This is a genomic window from Pseudomonas fluorescens (assembly GCF_000802965.1).
GTDB classification, from domain to species: Bacteria; Pseudomonadota; Gammaproteobacteria; order Pseudomonadales; family Pseudomonadaceae; genus Aquipseudomonas; species Aquipseudomonas fluorescens_A.
Window position 1 is genome coordinate 64,291 of record NZ_JSAK01000005.1, and the last position, 26,429, is coordinate 90,719.

Sequence of the window (26,429 nt, forward strand, 5' to 3'; positions counted from 1 at the left end):
CCGCAGGCTGCGATTTTTGATCCTGCTCTTATCAAGGCGTATCTGGCTGATTCGCCGGATGCGCCTCGATGAACGCCGGATGCGTCGCCGCCAGCGCCGCCACCCGCCGGATTCGCGGATAGCCCTCAAGAGAAATATTGAAACGCTCGGCCGCGTACAACTGCGGGATCAAGTAGACATCCGCCAAACCTGGCTCAGGTCCGAAGCAATATCCTTCATCACCAATCAACTGTTCAACGGTCGCCAGACCCTGGCCGATCCAGTGCCCGATCCACTCCACCACCTGTGCCTCATCGTGACCCAGCACACGCAGTTTGTTTAGCACACTGACGTTGTGCAGCGGGTGCACATCGCAGCCAATCACCGCCGCTACGCCACGCTCATGGGCGCGAGCAGCGAAGTCTTTGGACAGCAGCGGCACCTGTGGATAACGCTCCTCCAGGTACTCGATGATCGCCGGTGACTGGATCAGCAACTCGCCGTCCTCGGTGCGCAAGGCCGGTACGCGACCTTGCGGGTTGATCGCCAGGTACGGCGGCTGACGATGTTCACCACTTGGCGGCGCAATCAGGTTGATCGGCAGCGCCTGGCAATCCAGCCCCTTCAACGCCAACGCGATCCGCACCCGATAGGACGAGGTCGAACGGTAATAGGTATAGAGCTCCATGACCCGGATCCTCTTAACGCGCCGACACGACTTTGCCACGGCATTCGCCGAAACCGATGGAGGCAAAACCGTCGCGGCTGCAACGGCCACGCAGAATGATTTCATCACCGTCTTCGAGGAACTTGCGCACCTCGCCCGATGCCAGTTCAATCGGTTTTTTACCGCCCTCGGTGATTTCCAGCAGGCTGCCGAACTGACCGTTTTCCGGCCCGGACAACGTACCCGAACCGAACAGGTCACCGGCCTGCAACTGGCAGCCGTTGACGCTGTGGTGCGCGACCATTTGCGCCACGGTCCAGTACATGTGTTTCGAGTTGCTCAGGGTCAGGCGATGGGCTGGCAGGTTCTGCTCGCGCATCGTTTCGGTGAGCAGCAGCACTTCCAGTTCGATATCGAATGCGCCCGCAGCTTGATCGCGTTTATCAAACAGGTACGGCAGCGGTTGTGGATCGCCTTCCGGGCGTACAGGCTGGGCGCGACGGAACGGCTCCAACGCTTCAGCCGTTACCACCCAAGGCGAAATGCTGGTGATGAAACTCTTCGACAGGAACGGCCCCAGTGGCTGGTATTCCCAGGCCTGGATATCGCGCGCCGACCAGTCATTGAGCAGGCAGAAACCGGCGATATGATCGGCGGCGTCGCCAATGGCGATCGAGTCGCCCATGTCATTGCCCTGACCGATCCAGATGCCCAGTTCCAGTTCGTAGTCCAGGCGTGCGCACGGCCCGAACGTCGGCTCGGTCTGACCGGCCGGCAGGGTCTGGCCTTTCGGGCGGCGCACGTCGGTGCCGGACGGGCGTATGGTCGAAGCGCGGCCGTGGTAGCCGATCGGTACGTATTTGTAGTTCGGCAGCAGCGGATTGTCCGGGCGGAACAGTTTGCCGACGTTTTGCGCGTGCTCGATGCCGACGTAGAAGTCGGTGTAGTCGTTGATTTTCGCCGGCAGGTGCATTTCACAATCCGCCGCCAGTGGCAGCAATTTTGCGCCTTGGGCTTCGATCTTGCCGTGCAGGGTGCTGCCTTCCTTGAGCAGTTCGATCAAACGTTCACGAAGGGCAACGCGAGCCTCGCGGCCCAGTTCGAAGAACGCGTTCAACTGGCCGTTACGGGTGGCTTCGACGGCGGTTTTTGCAGCGCCATCGAACAGGCCGGCCTCAAGCGCCGCTTCAAGATCAAAGATATGTTCGCCAATCGCCACGCCACTGCGAGGTGCGCAACCCTTCATGCTGAACACGCCCAGCGGCAGGTTTTGCAGCGGGAAATCCGCGTGGTCGTTGGCGGAAGCAACCCAGCTGCGAGGGATGGAAGTCTGCGTCATGGGTTATCTCCGGGTCGGGTCGAAAGTGGCGGGCAGCGTGGCCCAGCAAGCATCGTAGTTGGTTTGCAGCTGCGGGCAATCGAGGGCGTAGCGGCTCGGTCGCAGCACTTGGCTGGTCTCGAACATGAAGGCCATGGTGTTGTCGATTTTCGCTGGTTTGAGCTCGGCGTTGATCGCTTTGGTGCAAGTCTCGCCGTCCGGCCCGTGAGCGCTCATGCAGCTGTGCAAGGACGCGCCGCCGGGCACAAAGCCTTCGGCCTTGGCGTCGTATTCGCCCTGGATCAGGCCCATGAATTCGTTCATCAGGTTGCGGTGGAACCACGGTGGACGGAAAGTGTTCTCGGCCACCATCCAGCGTGGCGGGAAGATCACGAAGTCGAGGTTGGCCAGGCCGTGGACGCTGGTCGGCGAGGTCAGAACAGTAAAGATCGATGGGTCCGGGTGATCGAAGCTGACCGTGCCGATGGTGTTGAAACGGCGCAGATCATACTTGTAGGGCACGTTATTACCGTGCCAGGCGACCACGTTCAATGGCGAATGGTTGAGCTCGCAGCCCCACAATTGGCCAAGGAATTTCTGCACCAGGGTCGTCGGTTGCTGGAGGTTTTCGTAAGACGCCACCGGGGTCAGGAAGTCCCGCGGATTAGCCAGGCCGTTGCTGCCAATCGGCCCCAGATCCGGCAGCCGCAATGGCGCACCATGGTTCTCGGCGATGTAACCGCGGGCTTGCGAGTCGAGCAGTTCAACGCGGAATTTCAGCCCGCGAGGTAACACGACAATCTCCAGCGGCGCGACTTCCAGCACGCCCAGTTCGGTGGCGATGCGCAGACGGCCCTGTTGCGGCACCAGCAGCATTTCGCCGTCAGCGTTGAAAAGCACGCGCTCCATGGAGCGATTGGCGCGGTATTGGTAGATGCTGATCCCCGCCGGCTTATCCGCGCCGGAGTTGGCCGCCATGCTCACCAGGCCGTCGATGAAATCAGTCGGTTCGGCGGGAATATCCAGCGCGTTCCAGCGCAGGCGATTGGGGGTCACTTCACCCAATGGACCGCCGGCCAATTGCCGATCGAGTTTTACGAACGCCGGATGATTGGCTGACGGCTGAATGCGGTACATCCACGTCCGCCGCGCTTCACTGCGGGCCATTGTGAACGCTGTGCCGGAGAACAGTTCGGTGTAGAGACCGTAAGGGGCTTTTTGCGGGGAGTTCTGGCCGATGGGCAATGCGCCGGGCAGCGCTTCACTGCTGAATTCATTGCCGAAGCCTGACTGATAGGCCAGTGCTGGCGTCGTTGAATCGGAGTTCATGGAGCCTCCTGAACAGGGAGTCGACAGTGGCCCGTCGCTCTGTTGCAGAGTTCGTGGCACGCCGGGGTTATTTTTATCGTAATTCGATTACGCATAACGTAATTTGATTGGTATTGACCGTCAAGCTATAAAGACGCCCATTCGTCCCGGGATCACACTGCCTCCATGGAAAAGCCTGAAAGCAACGGTAAACAGAAAGTCCGCTCGGCCGAGGTGGGTACTGACATCCTCAAGGCTTTGGCGCAGTTGTCACCCTCGACTTCGCTCTCGCGCCTGGCCGAACACGTGCAGATGCCGGCGAGCAAGGTTCACCGCTATTTGCAGGCGCTGATCGCCAGTGGTTTTGCCGAACAAAATGCCGCGACCAACCATTACGGCCTGGGTCGCGAGGCCTTGCGCGTGGGCCTGGCAGCACTCAACAGTATGGACGTGCTGAAAGTATCCGCCCTGCCGCTGGCCGAACTACGCGACGATTTGAACGAAACCTGTTTTTTGGCGGTGTGGGGTAACCAGGGTGCGACCGTGGTGCATATCGAACCGGCGGTGCGAGCGGTGACGGTGGTCACGCAATTGGGCTCGGTGTTGCCGTTGCTCAGTTCCTCGACCGGGCTGGTCTTTGGTGCGTACCTTCCCAAGCGCGAAACCGTGGATCTGCGCGAGCAGGAATTACAAGGTCATGCAGCCCACGCGCTGGCGGACGATCAAGTCTATGCGGCCATCTGCGAGCAAATCCGCGCACGGGGCCTGCATCATGTGCATGGTTTGCTGATGCCCGGCGTTGATGCGTTGTCGGCACCGGTGTTCAACGCCATGGGCAATGTGGTGGCCGTGCTGACGGTGGTCGGCCCGACATCGTTGTTTCATGCCGATGAAGACGGCCCGGCGGCGCAGCGATTACTCGCGGCAACGCGGGCCGTCAGTTGGCGGATGGGCTACGAGGAACAGTGAAGATCAGATCAGGAAATCCGGAACAATTTCGATCACTAAATAGCTGACGTCCTGCAGGGTGAGCTGCGAATGCAGGTGATGTTCCTCCAGGCTGTGAGCTACCGAATAAACACCGGCATTGGCGCCATGGTAGTAAGGAATTTCATTATGTTGTAGCGACTCAAATAAATCTTCGGCCAGACGTCGTGACTTAAATACTTTGCGCTCACCATCTTCAACAACAACACTGGTGAGATAAACCTCATCAAAATTGATATCAGGGACACTTCGCGCCAACGCCGCATTGACATCATCAAGGCTCAGCGATCTGATCGAGCGCTTGGCAAGATTGATGGACGGCTCAGTCGTCAGCGCCTTTACTACATCAATTACAATTCGCTCGAAATCCAGTAGATCAAGACCTATCACCTTATCTTTCGGATCAAAAGAAAAACGGCGTTTGAAAATATCATTAATGCCCTGAACGTAGTTCGGCAACCCCTCACTCTCCACCCACTCCAGCGTTTCTTCAAACAAAGTCCTGGAGGATTCAACCTCTTTACCCACTATATCAATCACGGTATTTATGTAGGCTGTGAACGGACTGACCCCTAACTTGTGCAGGCGCTCCGTCAACAACACTTCTACCGCAAAGTCCGCACGGACACCCTTCAACACTTGAATTTTACTGTAATTAAAAAAACTGTCGCTCATAAAAACTTCCTGTCACATGATTAAACCCGGGCATCCCGCCCGAGCTTTAGATTAATTTAAAGTAACAAAACAACTTAACATCACCAACTAAACCTAACACCACACACAGTACTTAAACTTATAAAACGTGCTCTCATAAATAATGCGCCGCACGCCAATTCAAATTGACAGCGAACAACAAAAAAGACCACAACGAACATGTATACATTCGTAAAGCACCGCAACATCCCAGCGATTTAATTAACCACTCCCATTGCTTTAGCTTTAGCCACGGCCTGGGTACGACGCTCCACACCCAACTTGCTATGAATTCGCCGGGCGTGGGTTTTTACCGTATGCAATGAAATAAACAACTGCTCCGCGATCTGTTGATTTGAGTTGCCTTGGGCGATCAGTCCAAGCACCTCCAGTTCTCGCACACTCAACGGGTTGGCCTCCAGGGTCGACGGCGTCAGGTGGTCCTCTTCACCCAAACGACTGAGCAATGTCGGCTGGCGCAGGCGCAGTTCGCTTAAGGCTTGTTGCAAATGGCAACGCCGCACCAACTCCAGCCCCGCCTGCAAGGCCGACTTTGCCAGTGCTGGATCGCCGGTCAGGTCTGCCACTTCGCAGATGGCCAACTGAAGCTCCGCTTCCAACGCCAGCATCCCGTGCTGTTGCGCGTGATCGAGCAAGGCATTGAGTCGTTCCAGCGGTTGTTTCGCCTGTTGCAGATGAGTCTCTGCGAGCACCAACAAGTATTCGATCCGTGCGATCAGTTCCAGCGTGGCCGGGGGTGCTTGACGGGCATTTGGCCCGCGGTAATGACGCAGCACACGGGTCAGCGCTTCACGGGCGAGTTGCGGCCGACCTTGTTGCAACCAGAAATGACTGCTGACTTGCAGCAGTACACCGCGATAAACCGTGTCGGGAATTTGCCGCTGCTGCATCAGCCGCTCGGCGTCGCGCAACCGGTCGAACGCGAGTGCGTAATCATGCTGATTGGCCGCCACCTGCGCCTGTCCGAGAAAACCATACAACGCACGTTTGTCCTGACTGTGCAGGCAATCGCGCAGGCCGCTCTGAAAGAATTCGCTGGCCGCCTCATCCTGTCCCTGCGAGAGCGCCAGACGTCCACGCCGCAAGGCAATTCGCCCCAGCAGCGGCGTCGGGCGATCCGCCTGCCGACACAGCAACTCATGGATATCGGCCAGCAAACTCTCGGCGCGCCGGGGGGCGCCGCGCTGCTCCAGCAACTGCGCATGATCGAGTTCGAGCAATCCTTCGAACAGCAGCGAACCTTGCGCGCGCGCCAGGCACAGTGCCTCGCGATTGAGCGCCAGCGCGGCGTCGCAATCGGCAGTAAGCAGCGCTTGTTGCGTCAGGCCGGACAGACACAACAAGCGCGCTGCCCAAGCGTCGTTCCCCAGTTCGGCCAGCGCTTCGAGAAAGTGCGCTCGTGCCGCTTCCATGCGCCCCTGCAGATGCAGCAGCCAACCTTGCTGCGCCTGCCAGCGAGCCAGCAGTTGACGCTGCAGGATCGCCGTCGGCTGCGGGGTGAACCGGACCATTTGCTCAATGCACACGGCGGCCTGATCGAAACGTCCGGCAAATAATAAAGCCGCGGTAATTAACCCCACCAATTGCGACGATCCGAGGGTCAACTCTTCACCCTGGCGCTCATGCAGGTTCAGCAACAAGCGCACATTCTCCCGACGGAACAAATGCTCAAAGCTGAAGTGCTGCAACAAACTGACCGCAACCTCGAACTCTTCGGCTAACAACGCCTGCTCGAACGCGCCCTGCCAGTCCTCCTCGGCGGTGAACCATTGGCAGGCGCGGCGGTGCCAGGAACGCCCCGCCGAACCTTGTTCATCACGCATGGCGCGGGCCAGTGGCACGAAGACTCGCAACCAATCGGCGGAGTCCTCCCACGGTTCGATGAAACACCCCATGTCCTGCAAGTCGTGCAAGCACTTCGCGCCTTCGCCAGCACCGAAAAGATGCTCGCACAGGCTGGCATTGAATCGCGGAAGATGGGCCAGTACCTGCCAGGCTTCAACCAATTCCGGCGACAACGTGTTGAACAGTTCATGCTGCAAATAATCGAGCAGCGTCGCCGAACGTTCCTGTTTGTCTTCCCCGGCCGCCCACTGACATCCATCGAGCAAGGCAATACGCACACCGGCGCACCAACCACCGCTGCGCTGAATGATCCGCCGGGCCGTACCCGCGGCCTGCGACGGCGCGACATGGACGAGCAGCAGTTCGATGTCGTGTTCATTAAACGCCAGCGAACGCCCCTCGCATTCGTACAACTCATCATCGAGCAACAACCGGGGCCAGTTGCATTGCGGGCGCCGACGCGTACCCAGCCACCAATTCAACAACGGGTTTCTTACAGCCAGTAAACGGTCCAGCAAGCGATCGAGTTCAGGATTGGGCACGCGACAGTAATCATCGAGAAACAGCCAGGTCGGCACCTGTAACAGGGCCAGTGATTCCAGCAACGTTTGCTCATCCGATGAAGACAACCCGAGCGTATGCGCCAGTCGCCGCTGGAATTCAGCCACACCCAACGACTCACCCAACAAGGGCAGCCAGTACGCCCGACAGTCCGTGGGCGCACGCAACAGGCACTCAGTGAGCAACGCACTTTTGCCGCTGCCGGCCGGCGCACAAAGCAACTTCACCCGCGCCGCCGAGGCCAGCAATGGCTCGATCAAGCGCTCGCGGGACAAGTGATGCGGCGACAAACGAGGCAGGAGTCCAGGACGGTCCAGACACAGCGTCATGGCAGTCATAGTGATGCGCCTTTTTATAGTTGTGGCGCCACCCTAGTCCTCTCCCGAGGGCTTGTTGAAGAAGTATTCAGCAGGCTGATTTACAGCCATAAAAAAGGTGACCATAAAGTCACCTTTTTGTGTAAGAGCCTGTAGGACGATTACCTCACACCCGTACTCCGCAGGGCTGCTGGCGTGTAGTCCCCGGCTTTTGCCGCGATGTTGAATTCGAAGCTGCGCTTCTCTTCGTTCTTCATACCCAGTGCGATGTAACGACCGGCAATCAGGTCGTACAGCGCTTCGACGGTATAGGCCGGCACCTGGTGATCGTAGTAGAACTGCGCATGCCCTTCGGCCACACGCCAGAGTTGGCCGCGACCGTCATAGTGATCGGCCAGCGCCACCTGCCAGGTGTCTTCGTCGATGTACATGTGGCGCTTTGCGTACACGTGCCGCTCGTTGGGCTTGACCGTGGCGACAACCTCCCAGACCCGGTGCAACTCATAGCGTGTCAGGTCCTGATTGATGTGCCCGGCCTTGATCACGTCGGTGTACTTCAGGTCGGGCGAATCGAGTTTGTAGCTGTTGTACGGGATGTACATTTCCTTCTTGCCGATCAGTTTCCAGTCGTAGCGATCCGGTGCGCCGGAAAACATGTCGAAGTTGTCGGTGGTGCGCAGACCATCGGACGAAGTGCCGACGCCGTCGTACGCTACTTGCGGAGCACGCCGCACACGGCGCTGGCCGGCGTTGTATATCCAGGCCTTGCGCGGTTCCTGGACCTGGTCGAGGGTCTCGTGCACCAGCAGCACGTTGCCCGCCAGTCGCGCCGGCGCCGTCACTTCCTGTTTGAAATAGCTGAGGACGTTGTCATCGCTGCCCGGTTTCAAATCCCCCAGCAGGGACGGCACGGCCACCTCATCCTTGAAGCGGATGACGGTGAAATCGCCATTGGATTGAGGGGTTGCCTGGGTGATGGTGCGCCGCAGATTGCCGCCGTGGTAACGGGTGATGTGGTTCCAGATCACCTCGACACCGTTCTTCGGAATCGGAAAAGCGTAGTAACGATTGCCGGTGAAATTGGCCAGACCGTTACCGTCGTTGATCGGTGTTACGTTCAGCGCACTGCGTTTGGCCGACTCATAGATTTCCGCCGGCAGAGCCGCGGTGCGGTGCGTCGGATAGACCGGGATTTTGTAGGTCTCCGGGTAACGCTTGAACATCGCCAGCTGTCCGTCGGAGAGCTTGTCCTTGTACTTGTCGACGTTTGCCGCCGTGATGATGAACAGCGGTTTTTCATTGGCGAACGGATCGGCCAGGAAGCCTTTGCTGTCCACCGCCCCGGCATTTTTCGGGATACCACCGGTCCAGGCCGGTATCGAGCCATCGGCGTTACCGGCCTTCTCCCCACCCAAAGGCGTGAGGCTGGTGCCGAGCTTGTTCGCCTCTTCCGCCGAAACAGCTGCCATCACGTTGACAGCGAGCAGACTCAGGGCCAGGGCGGTGCCAAATTGCAGAATCATCTTGCGCATTGAATTCATCCTTTTCAGCCAGATCAGAAGTTCACGCCGAAGCTCAGCGCCACGAAGTCACGGTCTTCGAGCACGTTGTAGTCACCGCCGAAGAAATCGGTGTAACTGAGGCTTGCGTTGTAGGTGTTGCGGTAGTCCGCATCGACGCCGAGGCTGACGGCCTTGGCGCCTTCGTTGAACAGCCCGTTGGGGCCATAACCGGCGACGTCGTGGGACCACGACAAGTTGGGTTTGAAGTTGATCCCGGCGATGACGTTGTTGTAATCGAGGATCGCGCGGGCACGATAACCCCATGAAGTCGAGGTCACGAAACCGTCGGTATCGCCACCGAAGCCATACTGCCCGTACACCGAGTCGCGGCCATAACGCAGCTTGCTGCGAGACTCCAGGCCACCGACGCGAACCACCCCTGCTTCGCCCACCAGGGTCAGGCGATCAGCGCCGGCGACCTGATCGAAGAAGTGCGTCAGGGTGCTCTGGATCTGGGTCACTTCCTTGCGCCGATAGCCTTTGTTGTCCGCGCCGGGTGAGGTCGCAATTGGCGATGCTGCGCCACCGGCAATCGGGTTGAGCAGCGCCAGCGTCAGGTCGTTGGTGTTGACCTGCACCGGTGCGTTGGGGCGGTAGCTGATCTCACCGGTCCACGCGGTGCCAGTGGACAACGTGGTGGAGAAACTGGCGCCGTAGAGACGAATGTCTTCCGGATATTCCAGGTAATACTGGCCACGCCCGAGCATCACACTTTGTGCCAGACCTGCGCCGCTACCCGGTGCGATGCGGTTGGCCGTGGTCACGATTCCCGGAATGCTCGCCAGCGTACTGAGACCGGCAGTGGTGGTGCCGACCGTCGGCGTGCGGCTGTGGTAATTCATGAAATACAGGCCGTACTCGGTATCGTCCCCCAGCCAGCGCAGCGCGGTGCCCCACTGGCCCGAATCCCGGGCATCGCGGTCGCCACCACGGGGAACCACCACACCTTCGCTGGTGACTTCGAAACCCTGGCCGAACGCAGCGGCAATCGGCTGCAACGGTGCAATGGCCGGGTTGGCAACGGTGTAACCCTTGTTGCAACCGTCCGCCACCACGTCGACACCGAAGAAGGTGCCGCAGTTATCGACGACGGTCTGATCCCACTCCAGTTGATAGAAGCCTTCCACGGTCAACTTGTCGGTCAGCCCTTGGGAAGCAAACAGCATGTTCACCGGAATCAGGCCTTCCTTGATCTCGGCGCCAGGACGGCGGAACGCGGAAACGTCGACCGGGTTGATGCTGTTGATCGAGTTGCCGATGAAGGTACTTTCACCCCAGCTCACGACCTGCTTACCGGCACGCGCGGTCCCTGGCAGATCAGCGATGGAATAGTTGTGATAGACGAAGGCATCGAGGATCTGCCCGCCGGACGACTTGGCGCCCTCCTTGCGATTGTGATCGCTGATCGGCTTGAACGGCCGGTCTTCGTCCTTCAATTCGAAGTCGTACCAATACTTGCCACGGACAAACACACCGGTGTCGCCGTACTTCAGTTCGAGGTCGTGAATGCCCTTGAAGATCTTCGAGAAGGTTTCGCCCTTCTTGAAATTCTGACGCCCGTCGTCACCGGTCGAAGCCTGCCCGCTACCGCCGTTGACGGTGCCTACCAGTGCATCATCGGCATCGCGCATGCCCCAACTTGCGCCCACTGAAAGCGATGAATCGAACGTCCCCTCGATCTCGCCAATGTTGAATGAAACAGCCTGCGCCTGGGCACAGCAACCCAAGGCAACCGCAGCGGCCAGCGCCTGCGGTGTGAAGATGGCGCGCATTGTTGTTTTTGTCATGCGTCTTCCCCGGTGAGTGACAGAAGGCCTCACCCTACTGCCGCCTACCGGGGGTGATAAGCGCACCAAGGAGGTATTCGTGGTGTACCTCTTAAGGATTACCGGGGACTTGGAACGGGGGATTGCGCAAGGCATGAATGGGCTGGATTGGGTGCTATCAGCGATGCGCATGTTGTGCGTGCATGATTTCAAGGACTGTTGCGCAGGCTGTAACACTGCATGTCGCGAATCACTGTTTTTCCTTTGCCGGCAACCACTTATCCTTGCCTGGCTTTCAAGGAAAACAGCTTGTAAGCACGAAGCAACGGCGCGTGATTCACCGTGCCGCTCGCGACAGATTTCAGATGAGATTGAAGACTTCGACTCGTCGCCCCGTGTACACCGACGTTGATTTGTAGCTCCTGGATCCAACGTCTACTTGGCCGCTGCGTTTGCAGCGGCCTTTTTTATGGGCGGGATATTTGTCGACTTCGCGCTCAGTTAGATGTTTAACAAAGTCCTACAAGAAGTTTCCTGTAATTTCGTAAGAAATCTCTTTCTTTTACAAAGGATAACTTTGACCCATTGCCCTCCCCGCAGAATCCTCTCTCACTCCCATATGTAAAGACCCACACGCGCTTCGGATCATTCCTTTTGCGTTTCGCTGTAACTTGAAATGGCAAGTAGCAATAGTTTTCGGCCAAATCCATGGCTGGCAATAAGCGGAAGCACTACGCAAATTCATAAGGATACGAATATGCAAAACCCTCCGAAACCACCGCAAAAAAAGAACACAAGACCTGGATTTCTTGAAATAGATACGCCTATCGAGACGATAGGAGCCGCACCCGATCATTACATTCCCCCGCCTCGTACAAACCCTAACTTACAACCCGGCCCCTTTGGACGCGGAGTTTCGACTTATTAGCAGAATCAAGGAACCGTAAAAAATACAATTCGGGTTCTTGAAGAGGAATACCAGGCCAGATCCATCCAATTACCCAAAACCATCGAGGAAGAACTGGCAGCGACCCGTTATGAGGGGCCAAAAAATCCAGTCCCTCCATTGCAATCAATTGCCCGTGAATTAGACGTACTTAATAAACTTACACAACGTAAAACTGCAGAACTCCATACAAAAACCGCAGCTGCCAATGCGTTTTATGGAGGAGACCCATTTAATCGGCATATCAACGAGTTTATGTTGAAAGCCACGAAGATGGAGAAATGGCCAGGACCCCATGGCATAGCCATGCAGGCTTTAAATGACTCACTTAGAGCCGCAATCGACACCAGATTGCTGTCTCAAACCTTACAGTCGCTCCACCAGAGAACCGTCAGTCTGCAACACTCTTTCAATGTCATGCAGGCCGCTGAACAAGCACGATTAGCAGCGGAACAGGAAGCTCAACGCGTCGCGGTTGAACAGGCACGTATCCGGGCTGAAGCTGAAGCACTAGCCCACGCGCAAGAGCAGGCCCGGTTAGCCGCAATGGCAGAAGCCGAGCGAGTGGCCGCCGAACAAATACGCGTAGAGGCAGAAGCTGAAGCTCTCGCCCACGCACAAGAGCAGGTTCGGTTAGCCGCGCTGGCAGAGGCCGAGCGAGTGGCGGCCGAGCAAGCGCGGATTGCCGCTGAAGCCGCCGCACGTTACATCGCTGCAGAACAGGCTCGTCTTGAAGCCGAGGCCGAAGTGCAGCGTCAAGCCGAGCGATTGCGCCTCGAAAATCAACGGAAAGCAGAGGAAGAAGCGCGGGAACACAAGCGCCAATTAGCGCTCTTGCAAGCCCAGGCCGAAGCCTTGTGGCAGGCAGAGCAAGCACGCCTGGACGCGCAGTTGCGGGCAGAAACTCAGGCACGGTGGCAACGTCCAGAATTTTCACATGCCGGCTCGATGGCGGCATTCGGCGTAGCAGCTTCCGGTACCCACGGAACCATCCATGTTGGACCGGCGGGCGCCCTGGCGCTGAGATCCGCGCTACGCGCGGCGATAGCCACAATCACCGGATTTGTCACGACTGCCGCCGCGCCAATCCTCGTTGGATTCGCCGCCCTGCTGGCGCCCTCGAGACTTGGCAACGGTGATTTGTATTCCCTGAGCGTTCCGTTATCGGAACTCACGACTGTCTCGAACGCCGATCTGTACGAACTCGCAGTCGTCGGTGGAGAGATCGACCTGCCAGTTACACTCGGCTCGAAGACAATAGGCAACCGGGTAGAGATCGTCGCCGTTGCTACAAACGGTATGACATCTTCCGGAAAAGTGCCCGTAAGGCTTGCCCACTTTGATTCACAGAAAAATGTTTACGCTACTGGCGGCACCGATGTTCAACCCGCCACTATCACCTGGACCCCACTGTTAGAACCGCAGAATCCGTCGATCGGTTTTCCAGTGACCGAAACGGATCTTCCAATCTACGAAGGTGCCACCCTCTCCCCCAACGAGGGGCGGATCGATACATTCCCACAACTGGATACGTATGGTTTTGATGGATTCATCACTGTCTTCCCCATTGAGTCCGGCATTCCGCCGCTCTTCATTTTACTCAGGGATCGGCGACAAGATCCCGGTGTCGCTAGCGGTATCGGACAGGAGATTTCGGGAAACTGGTTGGGAGCAGCTTCAAAGCCGGAAGGCGCGCCGATTCCCGCGGAAATTGCAGATACGCTTCGAGGGAGGGAGTTTTCGAGTTTCAGAGCGTTTCGCAGAGCATTTTGGAAGGCAGTTGCTAATGATGAATACTTTTTTGAGCAATTCAGCCGTTTAAACAAAACCAGTATTAGTCATGGATTGTCGCCAAAATCTCTCCAAAATGAGCATGTTGGCCAAAGGCGCAAATACGAAATTCACCATGTAATACCGATCGAGAAAGGAGGAGCAGTCTACGACATAGATAATCTTCGCATATTAACTCCAAAGCAGCACATCCAAACCCACTCTAAAAAAGCACAGGGGATTAAATATGAACTTAAAGACTAAATTCGAGGATTACACAGAACTTGAGTATCTCACCCTTGTAAGCTCGCTATTTGAGGGAACCTACTCATCAGAGGAAGAGCAGGACAATATTTTTGAAAATATAATCAGCACCTCTGAGCACCCCACTGCCTCCGATGTTTTATGCCACCCAGGAGACGGAATTGAGGACAGTCCGCATGGCGCAGTAAGAATATTTAAACAATGGCGAGCGGCCAACGGAAAAACAGGCTTTAAAAGCGAACAATAAAACAAAGACAAATTCTCACTAAAAGACCGATCACATGAACCTTAAGAGCAAATTTGAAGAATACACAGAATTTGAATTCATAAGCCTTATAAACCGCCTATTTGAAGGAGACTACTCTTCCGAGAAAGAACATGATGCCATTGTCGAAAACATCGTGAGCACCTCTGAACATCCCAATGGCACCGGCATTTTGTACTATCCAGAAGAGGGTGTAAAAGACAGTCCAGAAGGGGCCTTAGAAGCCATCAAAACCTGGCGAGCCGCAAACGGAAAGCCAGGCTTTAAACCCGAAAGTTAAAAAAAGGGGGCAAGCATTTCATGCTCGCTCCCTCCTTCCATTCGCTTTTACAACGAATACTTCTGCAAATTCCCCATCATTTCCTTCAGCGCTTCAATGTTGTCCTTCGGATGCGCCGCGCCCTCGAAATCACAGATCTGCTGCCAGTGCGCCGCCACGTCTTCCGGGGAGAAACCGACCCGTGGATCGAACCCGGCGCCTAAGCTGCGCTCCCAGCGCACTTTGCCCATCCAGCCGCCGCCCACTTCGAACAGGCCGGAGGTTTCCTGGCAGTTTTCGCTGGCCAGGTACACCACCAGCGGGCTCACCAGTTCCGGTTTGAGTTGTTCGAACACTTGTGGCGGGATCAGGCCTTCGGTCATGCGGGTGCCGCCGGTGGGGGCGATGGCGTTGACCAGGATGTTGTTCTTGCGGCCTTCGATGGCCAGGGTGCGGGTCAGGCCGTAGAGGCCGAGTTTGGCCATGCCGTAGTTGGACTGGCCGAAGTTGCCGTAGATGCCTGAGGTGGACGCGGTGAAGATCACCCGGCCGTAGTTTTGCTCGCGCATGTGCGGCCAGGCGGCGCGGGTGACTTTGTAGGCGCCTTCGACGTGGACGCGGTAAACCAGATCCCAGTCGCCGTCCTCCATTTTGTGGAAGGTCTTGTCGCGCAGGATACCGGCGTTGTTGACCACCACATCGACACGGCCGAAGACGTCGAGGGCGTGTTGAACGAGTTTGTCACCGTCGGTGACCGAGTCGTGGTTGGCCACGGCGGTGCCGCCGGCTTCACGAATTTCCGCAACCACGCGGTCTGCCGCCGATGCGTTGGCGCCTTCGCCCTGGGCGGAGCCGCCGAGGTCGTTGACCAGCACTTTGGCGCCCTGCTTGGCGAACAACAGTGCGTGCGCCCGTCCCAGGCCGCCACCTGCACCGGTGATGATCACGACTTTATCTTCGAAGCGCACAGACTCATTCATGGGGAACTCCAGCAGGCCAGGGACATTGCCTTGGAGTTTCAGGCACGGGGCTGCGGGTCACAATGAACAGGGGGGAGGCTGAATGGTGTGCGATAAGGCTGGGGGATGATGAACGCATCGGACATCGGCGGGACTTTGTGGCGAGGGAGCTTGCTCCCGCTCGGCTGCGCAGCAGTCGTCTATCCCGGATAAATCAAGGTCCGCTTCGCGGCCCAGCGGGAGCAAGCTCCCTCGCCACAGGTGTTCAGCGTTCAGGAGATATCAGGAACAGGCCACCTTGAGCGAAGGTGATATCTGCCGGTCGCGAAATTCCAGGTAATACTTGAGCACCTGGCACGGCGCCTCGATCTGCGGGTAATGACCGATACCGCTCAACAACACCGCATCCGGGTTGGGAATCAACTCTCTATAGCGCGCAACCATGTGCGCACCGGAGATCGGATCGACCTCGCCATCGATCACCCGCAGCGGTATTTCGCCGCGCTGCATCGCGCCGACCCAACGCTCGCGCTGTACGCGGCGTTCGGGAATGTAGGTGATCAACTTGTGCATGATCCGTGGCCCGTGATTGCTTTCGATCAGGCTCCAGAAATCATCCATCTCGCTTTCGGTGGGAAGGGTCTTTGGGCCGAAGATCTGGTTGAAGCTCTTCACCAGGCCATCCCGACTGAAAGCGCGCCCAATCATCCAGCCCAACGGGCTGAGCAGCAGCTTCTGGATCAGCACTGGACGGTGGGTTTCCGGGAACAACCCGCCATTGAGGAATACACAACTGGCGACCTGGATACTTGATTCGTAATGCCGGGCCAGCAGCTCCTGGGCCACGCTGTCGCCGTAGTCGTGGGCCAGCAGGTGAACCGGCTGCGTGACGTTCAGGTGTTCCAGCAACGCCTGTTGCAGATCGGCTTGCTCCAGCAAGCTGTATTCATGGTTCACCGGTTTGGCCGAGTCGCCGAAACCCAGCATGTCGCAGGCAATCACCCGGTAGCGCTGAGCCAGCGGCTGCCACAGGTAATGCCAGTCCCAACTGGCGCTCGGGAAGCCATGAATGAGCATCAGCGGCTCACCCTGCCCCGCCGTCCAGTAACGGATGGTCTGGCCACGAAAGTCGAACGTCTGGGCGCGCTTGCGCCAGATGCACAGAGGGATCTCGGCGAGTGCCATCAGAGTTTATAACCCGGGTCTTGTTTATCGAGTTTGCGCAGCAGCGCCGGCCAGGCCAGCGCTCCGCCCATGCCTTGAGCACTTTTGGTAACACCGGCGATCATCGCCTTGGCACCCGCCAGAATCTGCGGTTCGATGGCGATCAACTCGGCACCCCCGGTCTGCGCCATGACCTGGATATCGCAGGCGCGCTGGAAGGTGAACATCATCAGGAACGTGTCGGCAATGGTGCTGCCGCAGGTCAGAAGTCCGTGGTTATGCAACATCAGGAAATTGTTTTCACCGAGGTCGGCTTGCAGTCGCGTCTTTTCTTCGTGGTTCAGCGCGACGCCTTCATAGGCGTGATACGCGAGGCTGGACAGGACAAACAACGACTGCTGGCTGATCGGCAAAATGCCTTGTTTCTGCGCCGACACCGCCACCCCGGACGCCGTGTGGGTGTGCAACACGCAGACGACGTCATGACGAACCTCGTGCACCGCGCTGTGGATGGTGTACCCCGCAGGGTTGATCTCGTAAGGGCTGTCCATCAGCTTGTTACCGGCCTGATCGACTTTGACCAGGCTCGATGCAGTGATTTCGTGAAACATCAGCCCGAACGGATTGATCAGGAAATCTTCGGTGCCCGGCACCTTGGCTGAAATGTGGGTAAAAATCAGATCGTCCCAGCCATGTTGGGCGACCAGGCGGTAACAGGCAGCGAGGTCGACACGAGTCTGCCACTCGGCAGCACTGACCAGGTCTTTGACACTCTGTGGAGATTGGATGGGGGCTACGCTCACGACCAGGAACCTCGGTTTTTTATTATGGAGTGTTTCCAATGACTACCGAGTCTAGTCACCCCCTGCGTTCGCGTAGTTGCATTGGCAGCCAGCTTGATGGCCTAACGAGTCAGGGGGTGAACAAGTTTGGATCCGTGTCAAACGGCCGCCGCCAGACAGGTGACGGAGCGCGCATTTAAACGCTCCGTCAGAACCATGGCGATCCCGTTGAGAGGTGCCAATCAGCCTTTCAACGCGCCGACCAATTCCGCCAGCCAAGGCTCGGCATCCGCTTCCGGCGTCACGCTTTCGCTGGCGTCCAGGCGCAACATCGGCAGGACTTCGCGGATGCCCAGCTCACCGAACAACTCACGCATCAGCTCACCGCCGCCGCAGAAGGTATCGCCATAACTCGCATCACCCAGGCCGATCACGGCGCCCTGCAAGCCACGCCAGGCAGCAGGCAAAACGTCACGAATCGAGAAATACAGCGGTTGCAGGTTGTCCGGCAGCTCGCCCATTCCAGTGGTCGAGGTCACTGCAAGAAAGGCTTCAGGACCAAAGGCCTGAATATCGGCCAGGCTGGCACGCGGGTTATGGAAGGTTTCGAAACCGGCGGCTTTCAAAATGCTTGCGGCGTGGCGGGCGACTTCTTCAGCCGTGCCGTACACCGAGCCGGAAATGATGGCGACTTTCATCAATCTTGATCCTGAAGCTGAGTAAAAGACCCGGATATTAACAGCACGGTCCGTATTGTTCTTTTAGAATCCAGCAGACAACCAACAAGGAAGGGTTACGCCGATGATCAACGCAAAACTGCTGCAACTGGCTATCAATGCCTCCAACGACGGCATCGTGATTGCCGAAAAGGAAGGCGATCAAGACAAAATCCTGATTTACGTCAACCCGGCCTTCGAACGCCTGACCGGCTATACCAGCGAAGAAATCCTCTATCAGGATTGCCGTTTCCTGCAATCGGGCGATCGCGATCAGGAAGCCCTGGTGAAGATTCGAGCGGCGCTGAACAGTGAAGGCGCGTGCCGTGAAATTCTTCGTAACTACCGCAAGGACGGCACACCGTTCTGGAACGAACTGTCCCTTTCGACGGTGAAAAACCCGAACGACGGCCAGGTTTATTTTGTTGGCGTGCAGAAAGACGTCACGGTTCAGGTCAAGGCGTTGCAGCGAGTGGCGCAGCTGGAAGCACAACTGGCGGAGGTCCAGTCAGAGCTTGCCGCACTGAAAGCGACGAACGGTCAAAACAAAACGGCGAATTAAAGGTCATTAACTACAATCACCGAACAGTTTGTAACTATTTCTTTCGAGCTAGCCATGCATCGCGACGCGCTCCTGACCCAGGATGAACTTGATTTCATCCAAACCATGCAGCACAACCCGCAGCTCAATGTGCGGGATGCGACGTCGAGCCTGCTCGTGAACGGTGGTTCACAAATCCGTGACCTGCTTACGCGCCTCGCCGCGCATGAGCAGGTCACCATTCAAGCCAACTTCGAAAATCAACAAATGACCTTCCCCCTGCACTTGGTGGAAGACGAGTTTCATGCGATGCATTTACGCCTTGGCGTACCGAGCATTTACGAAGACGGGCCTCTGGTCCGTCCTTGGCGACTGGTGCTCGACGAGCCCGTAGCGCTGGAAAATGCACAAGGCCAACCCGGCACGATGTGGGTGCACGAAATTTCGTTTAAAGGTGCCTTGATCGAAGTACGCAACAAAACCAAGGCACCGAAGCATTTTGCCTTGTGGTTCAGCCCTTCAGGCTATGAACGAATTGCGCTGCGCGGCACGTTCGAGAAAGAAACCGAGCAAGGTTTCTACGCTTATCAGCTGAGCCAGAGCGACACGGATGAAACCGAGCGTCTGCGCCAATTCATCCTGCAACAGCATCGGTTGACGCATCCCGCCCTGCACCTCTGACGCTCAAGTATCCAGGCCACCGGCCAGAAATTGTTGCAGTCGCTGGCGCATCAGCAATCCCTCGTTACCCAGGCATCCGATCGATGACCCCGCCAGGCTGTCCTGCGCCAGATCGGACGCGTCTCCCGCCAACAGCAACGGACACTCCAGGCTCATCGCCAGGCGATTCAAGCGCCGCGGCAGTTCGGGGGTGGGCACATGATTGGAAAACAACACCAGCGCCTGGGGCTTGATCCTCTCGCAAACCAGGGTCAACTCATCGAACGGCTGGCCGACAGTCAGCACGCGCACCCCCGTTTGCCCATTGCTCAGGAACAACGCGGCAATCAGCAACTCAAGTTCCCGGCACTGCCCCGACAGGGCGCTGACGATGACTCGCCGTTGCGGCTTGTCACGGATCAGCAGCAGGCGTTGCAATACCCGTGAACGCAGAAACCCGTCCAGGAACAACCACTCGCTGGTCACACCGAATGAGTCCTGGCGTTGCAGGAGTTGCTTCCAGAGCGGGATAAGGATGTCCTGAAACACAACCGACTGCGAGTAAGTGGAAAATATCTGGCCGTAGACCTGATCCAGCTGTGCATCGTTAAAGGCAAAAACAGCTGACTGAACCTGCTGCTGCCATTGAGCGTAATCGGCTTGAACCAGGTCATTGGGAATGATGTGCGACAGGGCCTGCAGGGGTTCGGACTTGGTCAGTATCTTGCCGATCTTGCTGACGGCAACGCCGCGTTCGAGCCAGGAAAGAATGCTGCGGACGCGCTCGATATCGGTCATCGAATACAGGCGATGCCCACTTTCGGTGCGCGCTGGCACGATCAGCCCGTACCGGCGCTCCCATGCACGAAGGGTCACCGGGTTGACGCCGGTTAGACGCGACACCTCGCGAATGGGAAAGAGCTCATCCTGCTCTAGTGTGACGCCCTGGCGGGAATCCGAAGCGATGTCAGTGAGTACGGGCATCTGGTTAAACATCCTTGTATCGTTCGAGCCCCATTCTAACTCCCCCGCCCCGTAAAATTTCCGTAAAAATTCAAGACCGCCAGCAGGAAAAAATGTCACAGACGCTCGGGGCAGAATCAGGAATAATCCTTGCTTGTCCCAAGACGCAGCCCACTACCCCGGCGTTGCGCCTGGCGAAACTCCTACCCGGAGTGACGCAATCGTTATACGGAGATACATAATGTCTACCTCACCCGTCACGCTGATGGTTGCGCGCCGCGTCGCCGATGGGCGTTATCAGGACCTGATCGCCTGGTTGCGCGAAGGCGAACAACTGGCCACCGACTTCCCCGGTTATCTCGGCTCCGGCGTGCTCGCTCCGCCGCCCGACGATGACGAATTCCAGATTATCTTCCGCTTTGCCGACGAGCAGACCCTGCACGCCTGGGAGCACTCCGCCTCGCGTACTGCCTGGCTGGCCCGTGGCAGCGACTTGTTTGCCCACCCTACGGAGCATCGGGTCAGTGGCATCGAAGGCTGGTTCGGCGCTGCCGGCCAACGCCCGCCACGCTGGAAACAGGCCGTAGCGATCTGGTTGGCATTCTTCCCGGTTTCGTTGCTGTTCAACTTCGTGCTTGGGCCATTGCTGGGGGAGATGACGCTGCTGCCGCGCGTGCTGATCAGCACCCTGTGCCTGACGCCGTTGATGGTTTATCTCTTCATTCCTTTATCAACCCGATTGCTGGCCAATTGGCTGAACAGCACCCCTGCACGAGCGATACCCGCCGAGCCTTCCACGCAAAACCGCTAAAAGATCGCAGGCTCCAACAGAAAGCGGGAACCTATCCCATCCTGTAGGAGCTGCCGAAGGCTGCGATCTTTTTTCAGAGGCATCGCACGGCTCCTCGCTGTTATAGTTTTGCTCTCACTGCGACGCGAGCCGTTCATGACCTTTACCTCCGCCCCGATCCTCATCACCGGTGCCGGCCAGCGTGTCGGCCTGCACTGTGCGCAGCGGTTGCTCGAAGACGGCCATCGCGTGATCTTCAGCTACCGCAGCGAACGCCCCGGCGTGCAGATCCTGCGCGATCTGGGGGCGACTGCGGTGTTCGCCGATTTCGCCAGCGAGGCCGGAATTTTCGCCTTCATCAACGAACTGAAAACCCACACCGACAGCCTGCGGGCGATTATCCACAACGCTTCCGAATGGCTGGCCGAAACCCCGGACACCGACGCCGAAGCGTTCACCCGCATGTTCAGCGTGCACATGCTGGCGCCATACCTGATCAACCTGCATTGTGCCGATTTGCTCGAACGCTCAAGCCCCGCCGACATCGTGCACATCAGTGATGACGTGACTCGCAAGGGCAGCAGCAAGCACATCGGCTACTGCGCCAGCAAAGCCGGGCTCGACAGCCTGACCCTGTCCTTCGCCGCGAAATATGCGCCGGCCATCAAGGTCAACGGGATCGCGCCAGCCCTGCTACTGTTCAACCCTGATGACGACGCGGCCTACCGCGCCAAGGCGCTGGCCAAATCCGCACTGGGCATCGAACCCGGCAGCGAAGTGATCTATCAGAGCCTGCGCTATTTGCTCGACAACCCTTATGTCACCGGCACGACCCTGACCGTCAACGGCGGAAGGCACATCAAATAAGTGTCCCGCGAGGATCTTCCATGACGTTATCCCTGCCTCAGAACGCCCTGTCCGAGAGCTATCGCGAGATCCTCATCGGTCTCGGGGAAAATCCGGACCGCGAAGGGCTGTTAGACACCCCGGTGCGCGCAGCCAAAGCCATGCAGTACCTCTGTCATGGTTACGACCAGAGTGTCGAAGAAATCGTCAACGGCGCGCTGTTCGTCTCCGACAACGATGAAATGGTGATCGTCGACAACATAGAGCTGTACTCGCTCTGCGAACATCACCTTTTGCCCTTCATCGGCAAGGCGCATGTGGCTTATATTCCAACGGGCAAGGTGTTGGGCCTGTCGAAGATTGCGAGGTTGGTGGACATGTTCGCCCGGCGCCTGCAAATCCAGGAAAACCTCACTCGGCAAATTGCCGACGCGGTACAACAAGTGACCGGCGCGGCAGGCGTTGCCGTGGTTATCGAAGCCCAGCACATGTGCATGATGATGCGCGGCGTCGAGAAACAGAATTCGACCATGAACACCTCGGTGATGCTCGGCGCCTTCCGCGAATCGAGCAACACTCGCCAGGAGTTCCTGCAATTGATTGGACGGAGCAAGAAGTAATGCCACAACTTCAACCAGGCATGGCACGCATTCGGGTCAAGGACCTGTGCCTACGCACCTTCATCGGCATCAACGAGGATGAAATCCTCAACAAGCAGGATGTGTTGATCAACCTGACCATCCTCTACGCGGCCCAGGAAGCGGTGCGTGATAACGACATCGACCACGCGCTGAACTACCGGACCATCACCAAGGCGATCATCGCCCACGTGGAGGGCAATCGCTTTGCCCTGCTCGAACGCCTGACCCAGGAAATACTCGACCTGGTCATGGCCAACGAGTCGGTGCTGTACGCCGAAGTCGAAGTGGACAAACCCCACGCCCTGCGGTTTGCCGAGTCGGTGTCGATTACGCTGGCAGCGAGCCGTTAGCTTCAAGCTTCAAGCGGCAAGCTGTAAACTTCACCGCACCGCAATCCATCTTGCAGCTTGAAGCTCACCGCTTGAAGCTGGCTCAGAGAGACCTATGACCGATCAACAACGCCTGGAACTTGAAGCCGCCGCCTTTCGCCGGCTGGTCGCGCACCTGGACAGCCGCAAGGATGTGCAGAACATCGACCTGATGAACCTCTCGGGTTTCTGCCGCAACTGCCTGTCCAAGTGGTACAAGGCCGCTGCCGACGAGCGCCAGATCAACGTCAGCATCGACGATGCCCGCGAAGTGGTTTACGGCATGCCGTACGCCGAATGGAAAGCCCAATACCAGCAAGAAGCCAGCGCCGAACAACAGGCGGCGTTCGCCAAAGGAAAACCCAATGAGTGATTTGAACACCCTGCGCGCCAGCCTCAAGAGCGGCGAACACGCTTTCGCCGATACCCTGGCTTTCATTGCCGCTGGTTATGAGTACCAGCCTCAGGCTTTTAACAACGGCGGTGTGGAAAACGCTGCCGGGCAGAACGAAGGTTCGTGCAAGACGTTGGGTCTGGCGCTGCTGGAAGGCTTGAGCGATGAAGAAGCCCTTCTGGCCTTCGGCGAGCATTATCGTTCGGTGCTGGCGACGCCTGAAGGCAGCGATCATGGCAACATCCGCGCGTTGATCACCCATGGCCTGGCAGGGGTGAAGTTCACCGAGCAGCCCCTGACTCGCCGCTGATTCACCCATAATCAAAAGCAAAAGATCGCAGCCTTCGGCAGCTCCTACAGGTTGGCATTCATTAGCAACATTTGCGGTGATCCTGCACCTGTAGGAGCTGCCGAAGGCTGCGATCTTTTGATCTTCCCCGCACATTCCGACTTTTAAGATTGACCCGGCAACTTTATTTCGTTTGCCCGTCACCCCTGCTCACGGCTTAGATAAAAGAAGCGTCCCCTTCTTCAGAGTCGGTCATCCATGAGCAGCGAATCCATCAGTCAGTCGATCAACATCGTTCACCCCGTCACGCTCAGCCACGGCAAAAACGCCGAGGTCTGGGACACCGATGGCAAACGCTACATCGATTTCGTCGGTGGCATCGGCGTACTGAACCTCGGCCATTGCCACCCACGCATCGTCGACGCCATTCGCGACCAGGCCACCCGGCTGACCCATTACGCATTCAATGCCGCCCCTCATACCCCCTACCTCGCATTCATGGATCGCCTCAGCGCGTTTATCCCGGTGGATTACCCGGTCAGCGGCATGCTCACCAACAGCGGTGCCGAAGCGGCGGAGAACGCCCTGAAGATCGTTCGTGGAGCGACCGGCCGCACCGCCGTCATCGCCTTCGACGGCGCTTTCCACGGCCGCACACTGGCGACCCTCAACCTCAACGGTAAAGTCGCGCCGTACAAACAGAAAGTCGGTGTGTTGCCTGGCCCGGTCTATCACCTGCCCTTCCCGAGCAAGGACAACGACGTAACCTGCGCCGACGCCCTGAACGCCATGGAGCGGCTGTTCAGCGTCGAGATCGATGTCGACGACGTAGCCTGTTTTATCGTCGAACCGGTGCAGGGCGAAGGCGGTTTCCTGGCCATGGACGTGGAGTTTGCCCAAACGCTGCGACGCTTCTGCGATGAGAAAGGCATCGTACTGATCGTCGATGAAATCCAGTCCGGCTTCGGTCGTACCGGCCAGCGTTTTGCGTTCTCGCGACTGGGCATCGAGCCGGATCTGATTCTGCTCGGTAAAAGCATCGCCGGTGGGGTTCCGCTGGGCGCGGTGGTCGGGCGCAAGGCACTGCTCGACAACTTGCCAAAGGGCGGCCTCGGTGGCACCTATTCGGGCAATCCCATCGCTTGCGCTGCTGGACTGGCGACCCTCGACGAAATGACCGACGCGAATCTGCAAGCCTGGGGTTCGCAACAGGAAGAAGCGATCGTCAGTCGCTATAAAACCTGGCGCTCGAACAAGCTGTCGCCCTATCTGGGCCGCTTGACCGGTGTCGGAGCGATGCGCGGTATTGAGCTGATCAAGGCCGATGGCTCACCGGCTTCGGCGCAGTTGACGCAACTGCTAGCCTTGGCGCGGGACGCGGGTTTGCTGCTGATGCCAAGCGGTAAATCGCGAAACATCATTCGGCTCCTGGCGCCTCTGACGACTGAGGCCGCGGTGCTGGAGGAAGGCCTGGACATACTTGAGGCGTGCCTCGCCAAACTGTCCCTGTAGGAGCCGACTTGCTGGCGATGGCGGCGTATCTATCAATATTGATGTCGCCGACCCACCGCAATCGCCAGCAAGCCGGCTCCTACAGGTCTGCGTTGACCATAAAAAAACCGGCCGAAGCCGGTTTTTTTTATGAACGCAGAATCAAGCGTTTTTCAGATTGTCGAGGTAGCGCTCAGTATCCAGTGCTGCCATGCAACCGGCGCCGGCCGAGGTGATGGCCTGACGGTAAACGTGGTCAGCCACGTCACCGGCGGCGAAGATACCTTCGACGCTGGTGGCAGTGGCATTGCCGTCACGGCCGCCCTGCACCACCAGGTAACCGTCTTTCAACGTCAACTGGCCTTCGAACAGCGAAGTGTTCGGGGTGTGGCCGATGGCGATGAACACGCCGTCGACTGTCACTTCGTCGAAACTGCCGTCGTTGTTCTTCAGACGCGCACCGGTCACGCCCATGTTGTCGCCCAGGACTTCGTCCAGGGTCGCGTTGAGCTTCAGGATGATCTTGCCTTCGGCGACGCGGGCATTGAGCTTGTCGATCAGGATCTTCTCGGCGCGGAAGGTTTCGCGACGGTGAATCAGGGTCACAGTGCTGGCGATGTTGGCCAGGTACAGGGCTTCTTCGACAGCGGTGTTGCCGCCACCGACTACAGCCACTGGCTTGTTGCGATAGAAGAAACCGTCGCAGGTCGCGCAGGCCGAAACGCCTTTGCCCATGAACGCTTCTTCCGATGGCAGGCCCAGGTAACGAGCGCTGGCGCCGGTAGCGATGATCAGTGCGTCGCAGGTGTAGGTCGCGCTGTCACCGATCAGGGTGTACGGCTTGGCAGCGAAGTCCACGGCGTTGATGTGATCGAAAACGATCTCGGTTTCAAAGCGCTCGGCGTGCTCTTTCATGCGTTCCATCAGCGCCGGGCCGGTCAGGCCGTGGACGTCGCCCGGCCAGTTGTCGACTTCGGTGGTGGTGGTCAGTTGACCGCCGGCCTGCATGCCGGTGATCAGCAGTGGCTTGAGGTTGGCACGGGCGGCATAGACCGCAGCGCTGTAACCGGCAGGGCCGGAACCAAGAATAATCACACGCGAATGACGGACTTCAGACATGACCTGCTCCTGTTGACCGGCCCGGAACACCTGGCGCGGAACGCCGGGTTGCCGGCGGGAATAAAAAAGAACGGTGTAAAGCACTTGGGGAAGGCTTGAACCCGACCGTCCTGTAAAAAGATTGGGTGCAGCGTATCGAGGGGGCGAAGATTAAGGAAATACGGATTAACAATCCAGC

At 57.8% G+C, this 26,429-nt stretch carries 26 protein-coding genes; 13 read left to right on the forward strand and 13 right to left on the reverse strand.

Features of this window, described 5'->3' with window-relative positions; all coding sequences use genetic code 11:
• Nucleotides 1-31: 31 nt before the first annotated feature.
• The 3 genes from maiA to hmgA are packed head-to-tail and all read right to left on the reverse strand — an operon-like array spanning nt 32 to nt 3,293.
• Nucleotides 32-667, reverse strand: coding sequence for a maleylacetoacetate isomerase (gene maiA / locus NL64_RS04990; protein ID WP_034147051.1), 636 nt, complete (start codon nt 665-667; stop codon nt 32-34).
• Between the two features lie 13 nt (nt 668-680).
• The gene (gene fahA / locus NL64_RS04995; RefSeq protein ID WP_034147052.1) at nt 681-1,985 is read right to left on the reverse strand and encodes a fumarylacetoacetase; all 1,305 of its coding nucleotides are present in this window, start codon (nt 1,983-1,985) and stop codon (nt 681-683) included.
• Between the two features lie 3 nt (nt 1,986-1,988).
• The gene (gene hmgA / locus NL64_RS05000) at nt 1,989-3,293 is read right to left on the reverse strand and encodes a homogentisate 1,2-dioxygenase (RefSeq protein ID WP_034147053.1); all 1,305 of its coding nucleotides are present in this window, start codon (nt 3,291-3,293) and stop codon (nt 1,989-1,991) included.
• 165 nt (nt 3,294-3,458) lie between these two features.
• Between hmgA and NL64_RS05005 the strand changes: the two genes are divergently transcribed.
• Nucleotides 3,459-4,241, forward strand: coding sequence for an IclR family transcriptional regulator (locus NL64_RS05005; RefSeq protein WP_034147054.1), 783 nt, complete (start codon nt 3,459-3,461; stop codon nt 4,239-4,241).
• A gap of 3 nt (nt 4,242-4,244) precedes the next feature.
• Here the strand turns inward: NL64_RS05005 and NL64_RS05010 are convergent, their stop codons facing one another.
• From NL64_RS05010 to NL64_RS05025, 4 genes are all read right to left on the reverse strand, one after another.
• Nucleotides 4,245-4,934, reverse strand: a complete 690-nt coding sequence (locus NL64_RS05010; RefSeq protein WP_034147055.1) for a hypothetical protein — start codon at nt 4,932-4,934, stop codon at nt 4,245-4,247.
• 236 nt (nt 4,935-5,170) lie between these two features.
• The gene (locus NL64_RS05015) at nt 5,171-7,717 is read right to left on the reverse strand and encodes a LuxR C-terminal-related transcriptional regulator (RefSeq protein ID WP_034147056.1); all 2,547 of its coding nucleotides are present in this window, start codon (nt 7,715-7,717) and stop codon (nt 5,171-5,173) included.
• A 140-nt stretch (nt 7,718-7,857) separates the two neighbouring features.
• Entirely contained in the window at nt 7,858-9,228 is a 1,371-nt protein-coding gene (locus NL64_RS05020) for a DUF1329 domain-containing protein (protein WP_034147057.1), read from the reverse strand.
• A gap of 23 nt (nt 9,229-9,251) precedes the next feature.
• Nucleotides 9,252-11,045 carry a DUF1302 domain-containing protein gene (locus NL64_RS05025; protein WP_034147058.1) on the reverse strand — a complete coding sequence of 598 codons (1,794 nt, stop codon included), beginning with the start codon at nt 11,043-11,045 and terminating at the stop codon, nt 9,252-9,254.
• A gap of 1,045 nt (nt 11,046-12,090) precedes the next feature.
• Here NL64_RS05025 and NL64_RS05030 point away from each other — a divergent pair.
• The 3 genes from NL64_RS05030 to NL64_RS05035 are packed head-to-tail and all read left to right on the forward strand — an operon-like array spanning nt 12,091 to nt 14,549.
• The gene (locus NL64_RS05030) at nt 12,091-14,004 is read left to right on the forward strand and encodes an S-type pyocin domain-containing protein (RefSeq protein ID WP_253277056.1); all 1,914 of its coding nucleotides are present in this window, start codon (nt 12,091-12,093) and stop codon (nt 14,002-14,004) included.
• Nucleotides 13,988-14,251: a bacteriocin immunity protein gene (locus tag NL64_RS29350; protein WP_080757861.1), complete on the forward strand. Its 264-nt coding sequence runs from the start codon at nt 13,988-13,990 to the stop codon at nt 14,249-14,251. Before NL64_RS05030 ends, NL64_RS29350 begins: the two co-directional genes overlap by 17 nt.
• Nucleotides 14,252-14,285: 34 nt before the next feature.
• Nucleotides 14,286-14,549 (forward strand): bacteriocin immunity protein, encoded by a 264-nt coding sequence (locus tag NL64_RS05035; protein ID WP_034147059.1) that lies wholly within the window; start codon nt 14,286-14,288, stop codon nt 14,547-14,549.
• A gap of 47 nt (nt 14,550-14,596) precedes the next feature.
• Here the strand turns inward: NL64_RS05035 and NL64_RS05040 are convergent, their stop codons facing one another.
• The 4 genes from NL64_RS05040 to NL64_RS05055 form a co-directional block, all read right to left on the reverse strand.
• Nucleotides 14,597-15,508, reverse strand: a complete 912-nt coding sequence (locus NL64_RS05040) for an SDR family oxidoreductase (protein ID WP_034147060.1) — start codon at nt 15,506-15,508, stop codon at nt 14,597-14,599.
• 261 nt (nt 15,509-15,769) lie between these two features.
• Nucleotides 15,770-16,672 carry an alpha/beta fold hydrolase gene (locus tag NL64_RS05045; RefSeq protein ID WP_034147061.1) on the reverse strand — a complete coding sequence of 301 codons (903 nt, stop codon included), beginning with the start codon at nt 16,670-16,672 and terminating at the stop codon, nt 15,770-15,772.
• Nucleotides 16,672-17,454: a class II aldolase/adducin family protein gene (locus NL64_RS05050; protein ID WP_034147062.1), complete on the reverse strand. Its 783-nt coding sequence runs from the start codon at nt 17,452-17,454 to the stop codon at nt 16,672-16,674. The genes NL64_RS05045 and NL64_RS05050 overlap by 1 nt, the downstream gene beginning before the upstream one ends.
• Nucleotides 17,455-17,675: 221 nt before the next feature.
• Nucleotides 17,676-18,131, reverse strand: a complete 456-nt coding sequence (locus NL64_RS05055; RefSeq protein WP_034147063.1) for a flavodoxin — start codon at nt 18,129-18,131, stop codon at nt 17,676-17,678.
• Nucleotides 18,132-18,234: 103 nt separating this feature from the next.
• Between NL64_RS05055 and NL64_RS05060 the strand changes: the two genes are divergently transcribed.
• Together NL64_RS05060 and NL64_RS05065 are read left to right on the forward strand one after the other, a co-directional pair.
• Nucleotides 18,235-18,711, forward strand: coding sequence for a PAS domain-containing protein (locus NL64_RS05060; RefSeq protein ID WP_034147064.1), 477 nt, complete (start codon nt 18,235-18,237; stop codon nt 18,709-18,711).
• A 54-nt stretch (nt 18,712-18,765) separates the two neighbouring features.
• Nucleotides 18,766-19,371 carry a hypothetical protein gene (locus tag NL64_RS05065; protein WP_034147065.1) on the forward strand — a complete coding sequence of 202 codons (606 nt, stop codon included), beginning with the start codon at nt 18,766-18,768 and terminating at the stop codon, nt 19,369-19,371.
• 3 nt (nt 19,372-19,374) lie between these two features.
• Here NL64_RS05065 and NL64_RS05070 read toward each other — a convergent pair whose 3' ends face one another.
• Nucleotides 19,375-20,334, reverse strand: coding sequence for a MerR family transcriptional regulator (locus tag NL64_RS05070; protein ID WP_034147113.1), 960 nt, complete (start codon nt 20,332-20,334; stop codon nt 19,375-19,377).
• A 220-nt stretch (nt 20,335-20,554) separates the two neighbouring features.
• On the opposite strand from NL64_RS05070, the gene NL64_RS05075 reads away from it, so the two are divergent.
• From NL64_RS05075 to NL64_RS05105, 7 genes are all read left to right on the forward strand, one after another.
• Nucleotides 20,555-21,124, forward strand: a complete 570-nt coding sequence (locus NL64_RS05075; protein ID WP_034147066.1) for an antibiotic biosynthesis monooxygenase — start codon at nt 20,555-20,557, stop codon at nt 21,122-21,124.
• Between the two features lie 135 nt (nt 21,125-21,259).
• Entirely contained in the window at nt 21,260-21,970 is a 711-nt protein-coding gene (folM, locus tag NL64_RS05080) for a dihydromonapterin reductase (protein ID WP_034147067.1), read from the forward strand.
• A 20-nt stretch (nt 21,971-21,990) separates the two neighbouring features.
• On the forward strand, nt 21,991-22,569 hold the full coding sequence (gene folE / locus NL64_RS05085) for a GTP cyclohydrolase I FolE (protein ID WP_034147068.1): 579 nt from the start codon (nt 21,991-21,993) through the stop codon (nt 22,567-22,569).
• Nucleotides 22,569-22,940: a dihydroneopterin triphosphate 2'-epimerase gene (folX, locus tag NL64_RS05090; RefSeq protein ID WP_008026970.1), complete on the forward strand. Its 372-nt coding sequence runs from the start codon at nt 22,569-22,571 to the stop codon at nt 22,938-22,940. Before folE ends, folX begins: the two co-directional genes overlap by 1 nt.
• 94 nt (nt 22,941-23,034) lie before the next feature.
• A complete protein-coding gene (locus tag NL64_RS05095) occupies nt 23,035-23,331 on the forward strand; it encodes a DUF1244 domain-containing protein (protein ID WP_034147069.1) in 297 nt (98 codons plus the stop codon).
• Entirely contained in the window at nt 23,324-23,662 is a 339-nt protein-coding gene (locus NL64_RS05100) for a HopJ type III effector protein (RefSeq protein ID WP_034147070.1), read from the forward strand. Before NL64_RS05095 ends, NL64_RS05100 begins: the two co-directional genes overlap by 8 nt.
• Nucleotides 23,663-23,899: 237 nt before the next feature.
• Nucleotides 23,900-25,153 carry a 2-aminoadipate transaminase gene (locus tag NL64_RS05105; RefSeq protein WP_034147071.1) on the forward strand — a complete coding sequence of 418 codons (1,254 nt, stop codon included), beginning with the start codon at nt 23,900-23,902 and terminating at the stop codon, nt 25,151-25,153.
• A gap of 141 nt (nt 25,154-25,294) precedes the next feature.
• Here the strand turns inward: NL64_RS05105 and trxB are convergent, their stop codons facing one another.
• Nucleotides 25,295-26,251, reverse strand: coding sequence for a thioredoxin-disulfide reductase (gene trxB, locus NL64_RS05110; RefSeq protein ID WP_034147072.1), 957 nt, complete (start codon nt 26,249-26,251; stop codon nt 25,295-25,297).
• Between the last annotated feature and the right edge of the window lie 178 nt (nt 26,252-26,429).

Excerpts from the sequence above, each read along its gene's own strand:
- maiA (WP_034147051.1), bottom strand. The coding sequence starts at position 667 with ATGGAGCTCTATACCTATTACCGTTCGACCTCGTCCTATCGGGTGCGG.
- fahA (WP_034147052.1), bottom strand. The coding sequence starts at position 1,985 with ATGACGCAGACTTCCATCCCTCGCAGCTGGGTTGCTTCCGCCAACGAC.
- hmgA (WP_034147053.1), bottom strand. The coding sequence starts at position 3,293 with ATGAACTCCGATTCAACGACGCCAGCACTGGCCTATCAGTCAGGCTTC.
- NL64_RS05005 (WP_034147054.1), top strand. The coding sequence starts at position 3,459 with ATGGAAAAGCCTGAAAGCAACGGTAAACAGAAAGTCCGCTCGGCCGAG.
- NL64_RS05010 (WP_034147055.1), bottom strand. The coding sequence starts at position 4,934 with ATGAGCGACAGTTTTTTTAATTACAGTAAAATTCAAGTGTTGAAGGGT.
- NL64_RS05015 (WP_034147056.1), bottom strand. The coding sequence starts at position 7,717 with ATGACTGCCATGACGCTGTGTCTGGACCGTCCTGGACTCCTGCCTCGT.
- NL64_RS05020 (WP_034147057.1), bottom strand. The coding sequence starts at position 9,228 with ATGCGCAAGATGATTCTGCAATTTGGCACCGCCCTGGCCCTGAGTCTG.
- NL64_RS05025 (WP_034147058.1), bottom strand. The coding sequence starts at position 11,045 with ATGACAAAAACAACAATGCGCGCCATCTTCACACCGCAGGCGCTGGCC.
- NL64_RS29350 (WP_080757861.1), top strand. The coding sequence starts at position 13,988 with ATGAACTTAAAGACTAAATTCGAGGATTACACAGAACTTGAGTATCTC.
- NL64_RS05035 (WP_034147059.1), top strand. The coding sequence starts at position 14,286 with ATGAACCTTAAGAGCAAATTTGAAGAATACACAGAATTTGAATTCATA.
- NL64_RS05040 (WP_034147060.1), bottom strand. The coding sequence starts at position 15,508 with ATGAATGAGTCTGTGCGCTTCGAAGATAAAGTCGTGATCATCACCGGT.
- NL64_RS05045 (WP_034147061.1), bottom strand. The coding sequence starts at position 16,672 with ATGGCACTCGCCGAGATCCCTCTGTGCATCTGGCGCAAGCGCGCCCAG.
- NL64_RS05055 (WP_034147063.1), bottom strand. The coding sequence starts at position 18,131 with ATGAAAGTCGCCATCATTTCCGGCTCGGTGTACGGCACGGCTGAAGAA.
- NL64_RS05060 (WP_034147064.1), top strand. The coding sequence starts at position 18,235 with ATGATCAACGCAAAACTGCTGCAACTGGCTATCAATGCCTCCAACGAC.
- NL64_RS05065 (WP_034147065.1), top strand. The coding sequence starts at position 18,766 with ATGCATCGCGACGCGCTCCTGACCCAGGATGAACTTGATTTCATCCAA.
- NL64_RS05070 (WP_034147113.1), bottom strand. The coding sequence starts at position 20,334 with ATGCCCGTACTCACTGACATCGCTTCGGATTCCCGCCAGGGCGTCACA.
- NL64_RS05075 (WP_034147066.1), top strand. The coding sequence starts at position 20,555 with ATGTCTACCTCACCCGTCACGCTGATGGTTGCGCGCCGCGTCGCCGAT.
- folM (WP_034147067.1), top strand. The coding sequence starts at position 21,260 with ATGACCTTTACCTCCGCCCCGATCCTCATCACCGGTGCCGGCCAGCGT.
- folE (WP_034147068.1), top strand. The coding sequence starts at position 21,991 with ATGACGTTATCCCTGCCTCAGAACGCCCTGTCCGAGAGCTATCGCGAG.
- folX (WP_008026970.1), top strand. The coding sequence starts at position 22,569 with ATGCCACAACTTCAACCAGGCATGGCACGCATTCGGGTCAAGGACCTG.
- NL64_RS05095 (WP_034147069.1), top strand. The coding sequence starts at position 23,035 with ATGACCGATCAACAACGCCTGGAACTTGAAGCCGCCGCCTTTCGCCGG.
- NL64_RS05100 (WP_034147070.1), top strand. The coding sequence starts at position 23,324 with ATGAGTGATTTGAACACCCTGCGCGCCAGCCTCAAGAGCGGCGAACAC.
- NL64_RS05105 (WP_034147071.1), top strand. The coding sequence starts at position 23,900 with ATGAGCAGCGAATCCATCAGTCAGTCGATCAACATCGTTCACCCCGTC.
- trxB (WP_034147072.1), bottom strand. The coding sequence starts at position 26,251 with ATGTCTGAAGTCCGTCATTCGCGTGTGATTATTCTTGGTTCCGGCCCT.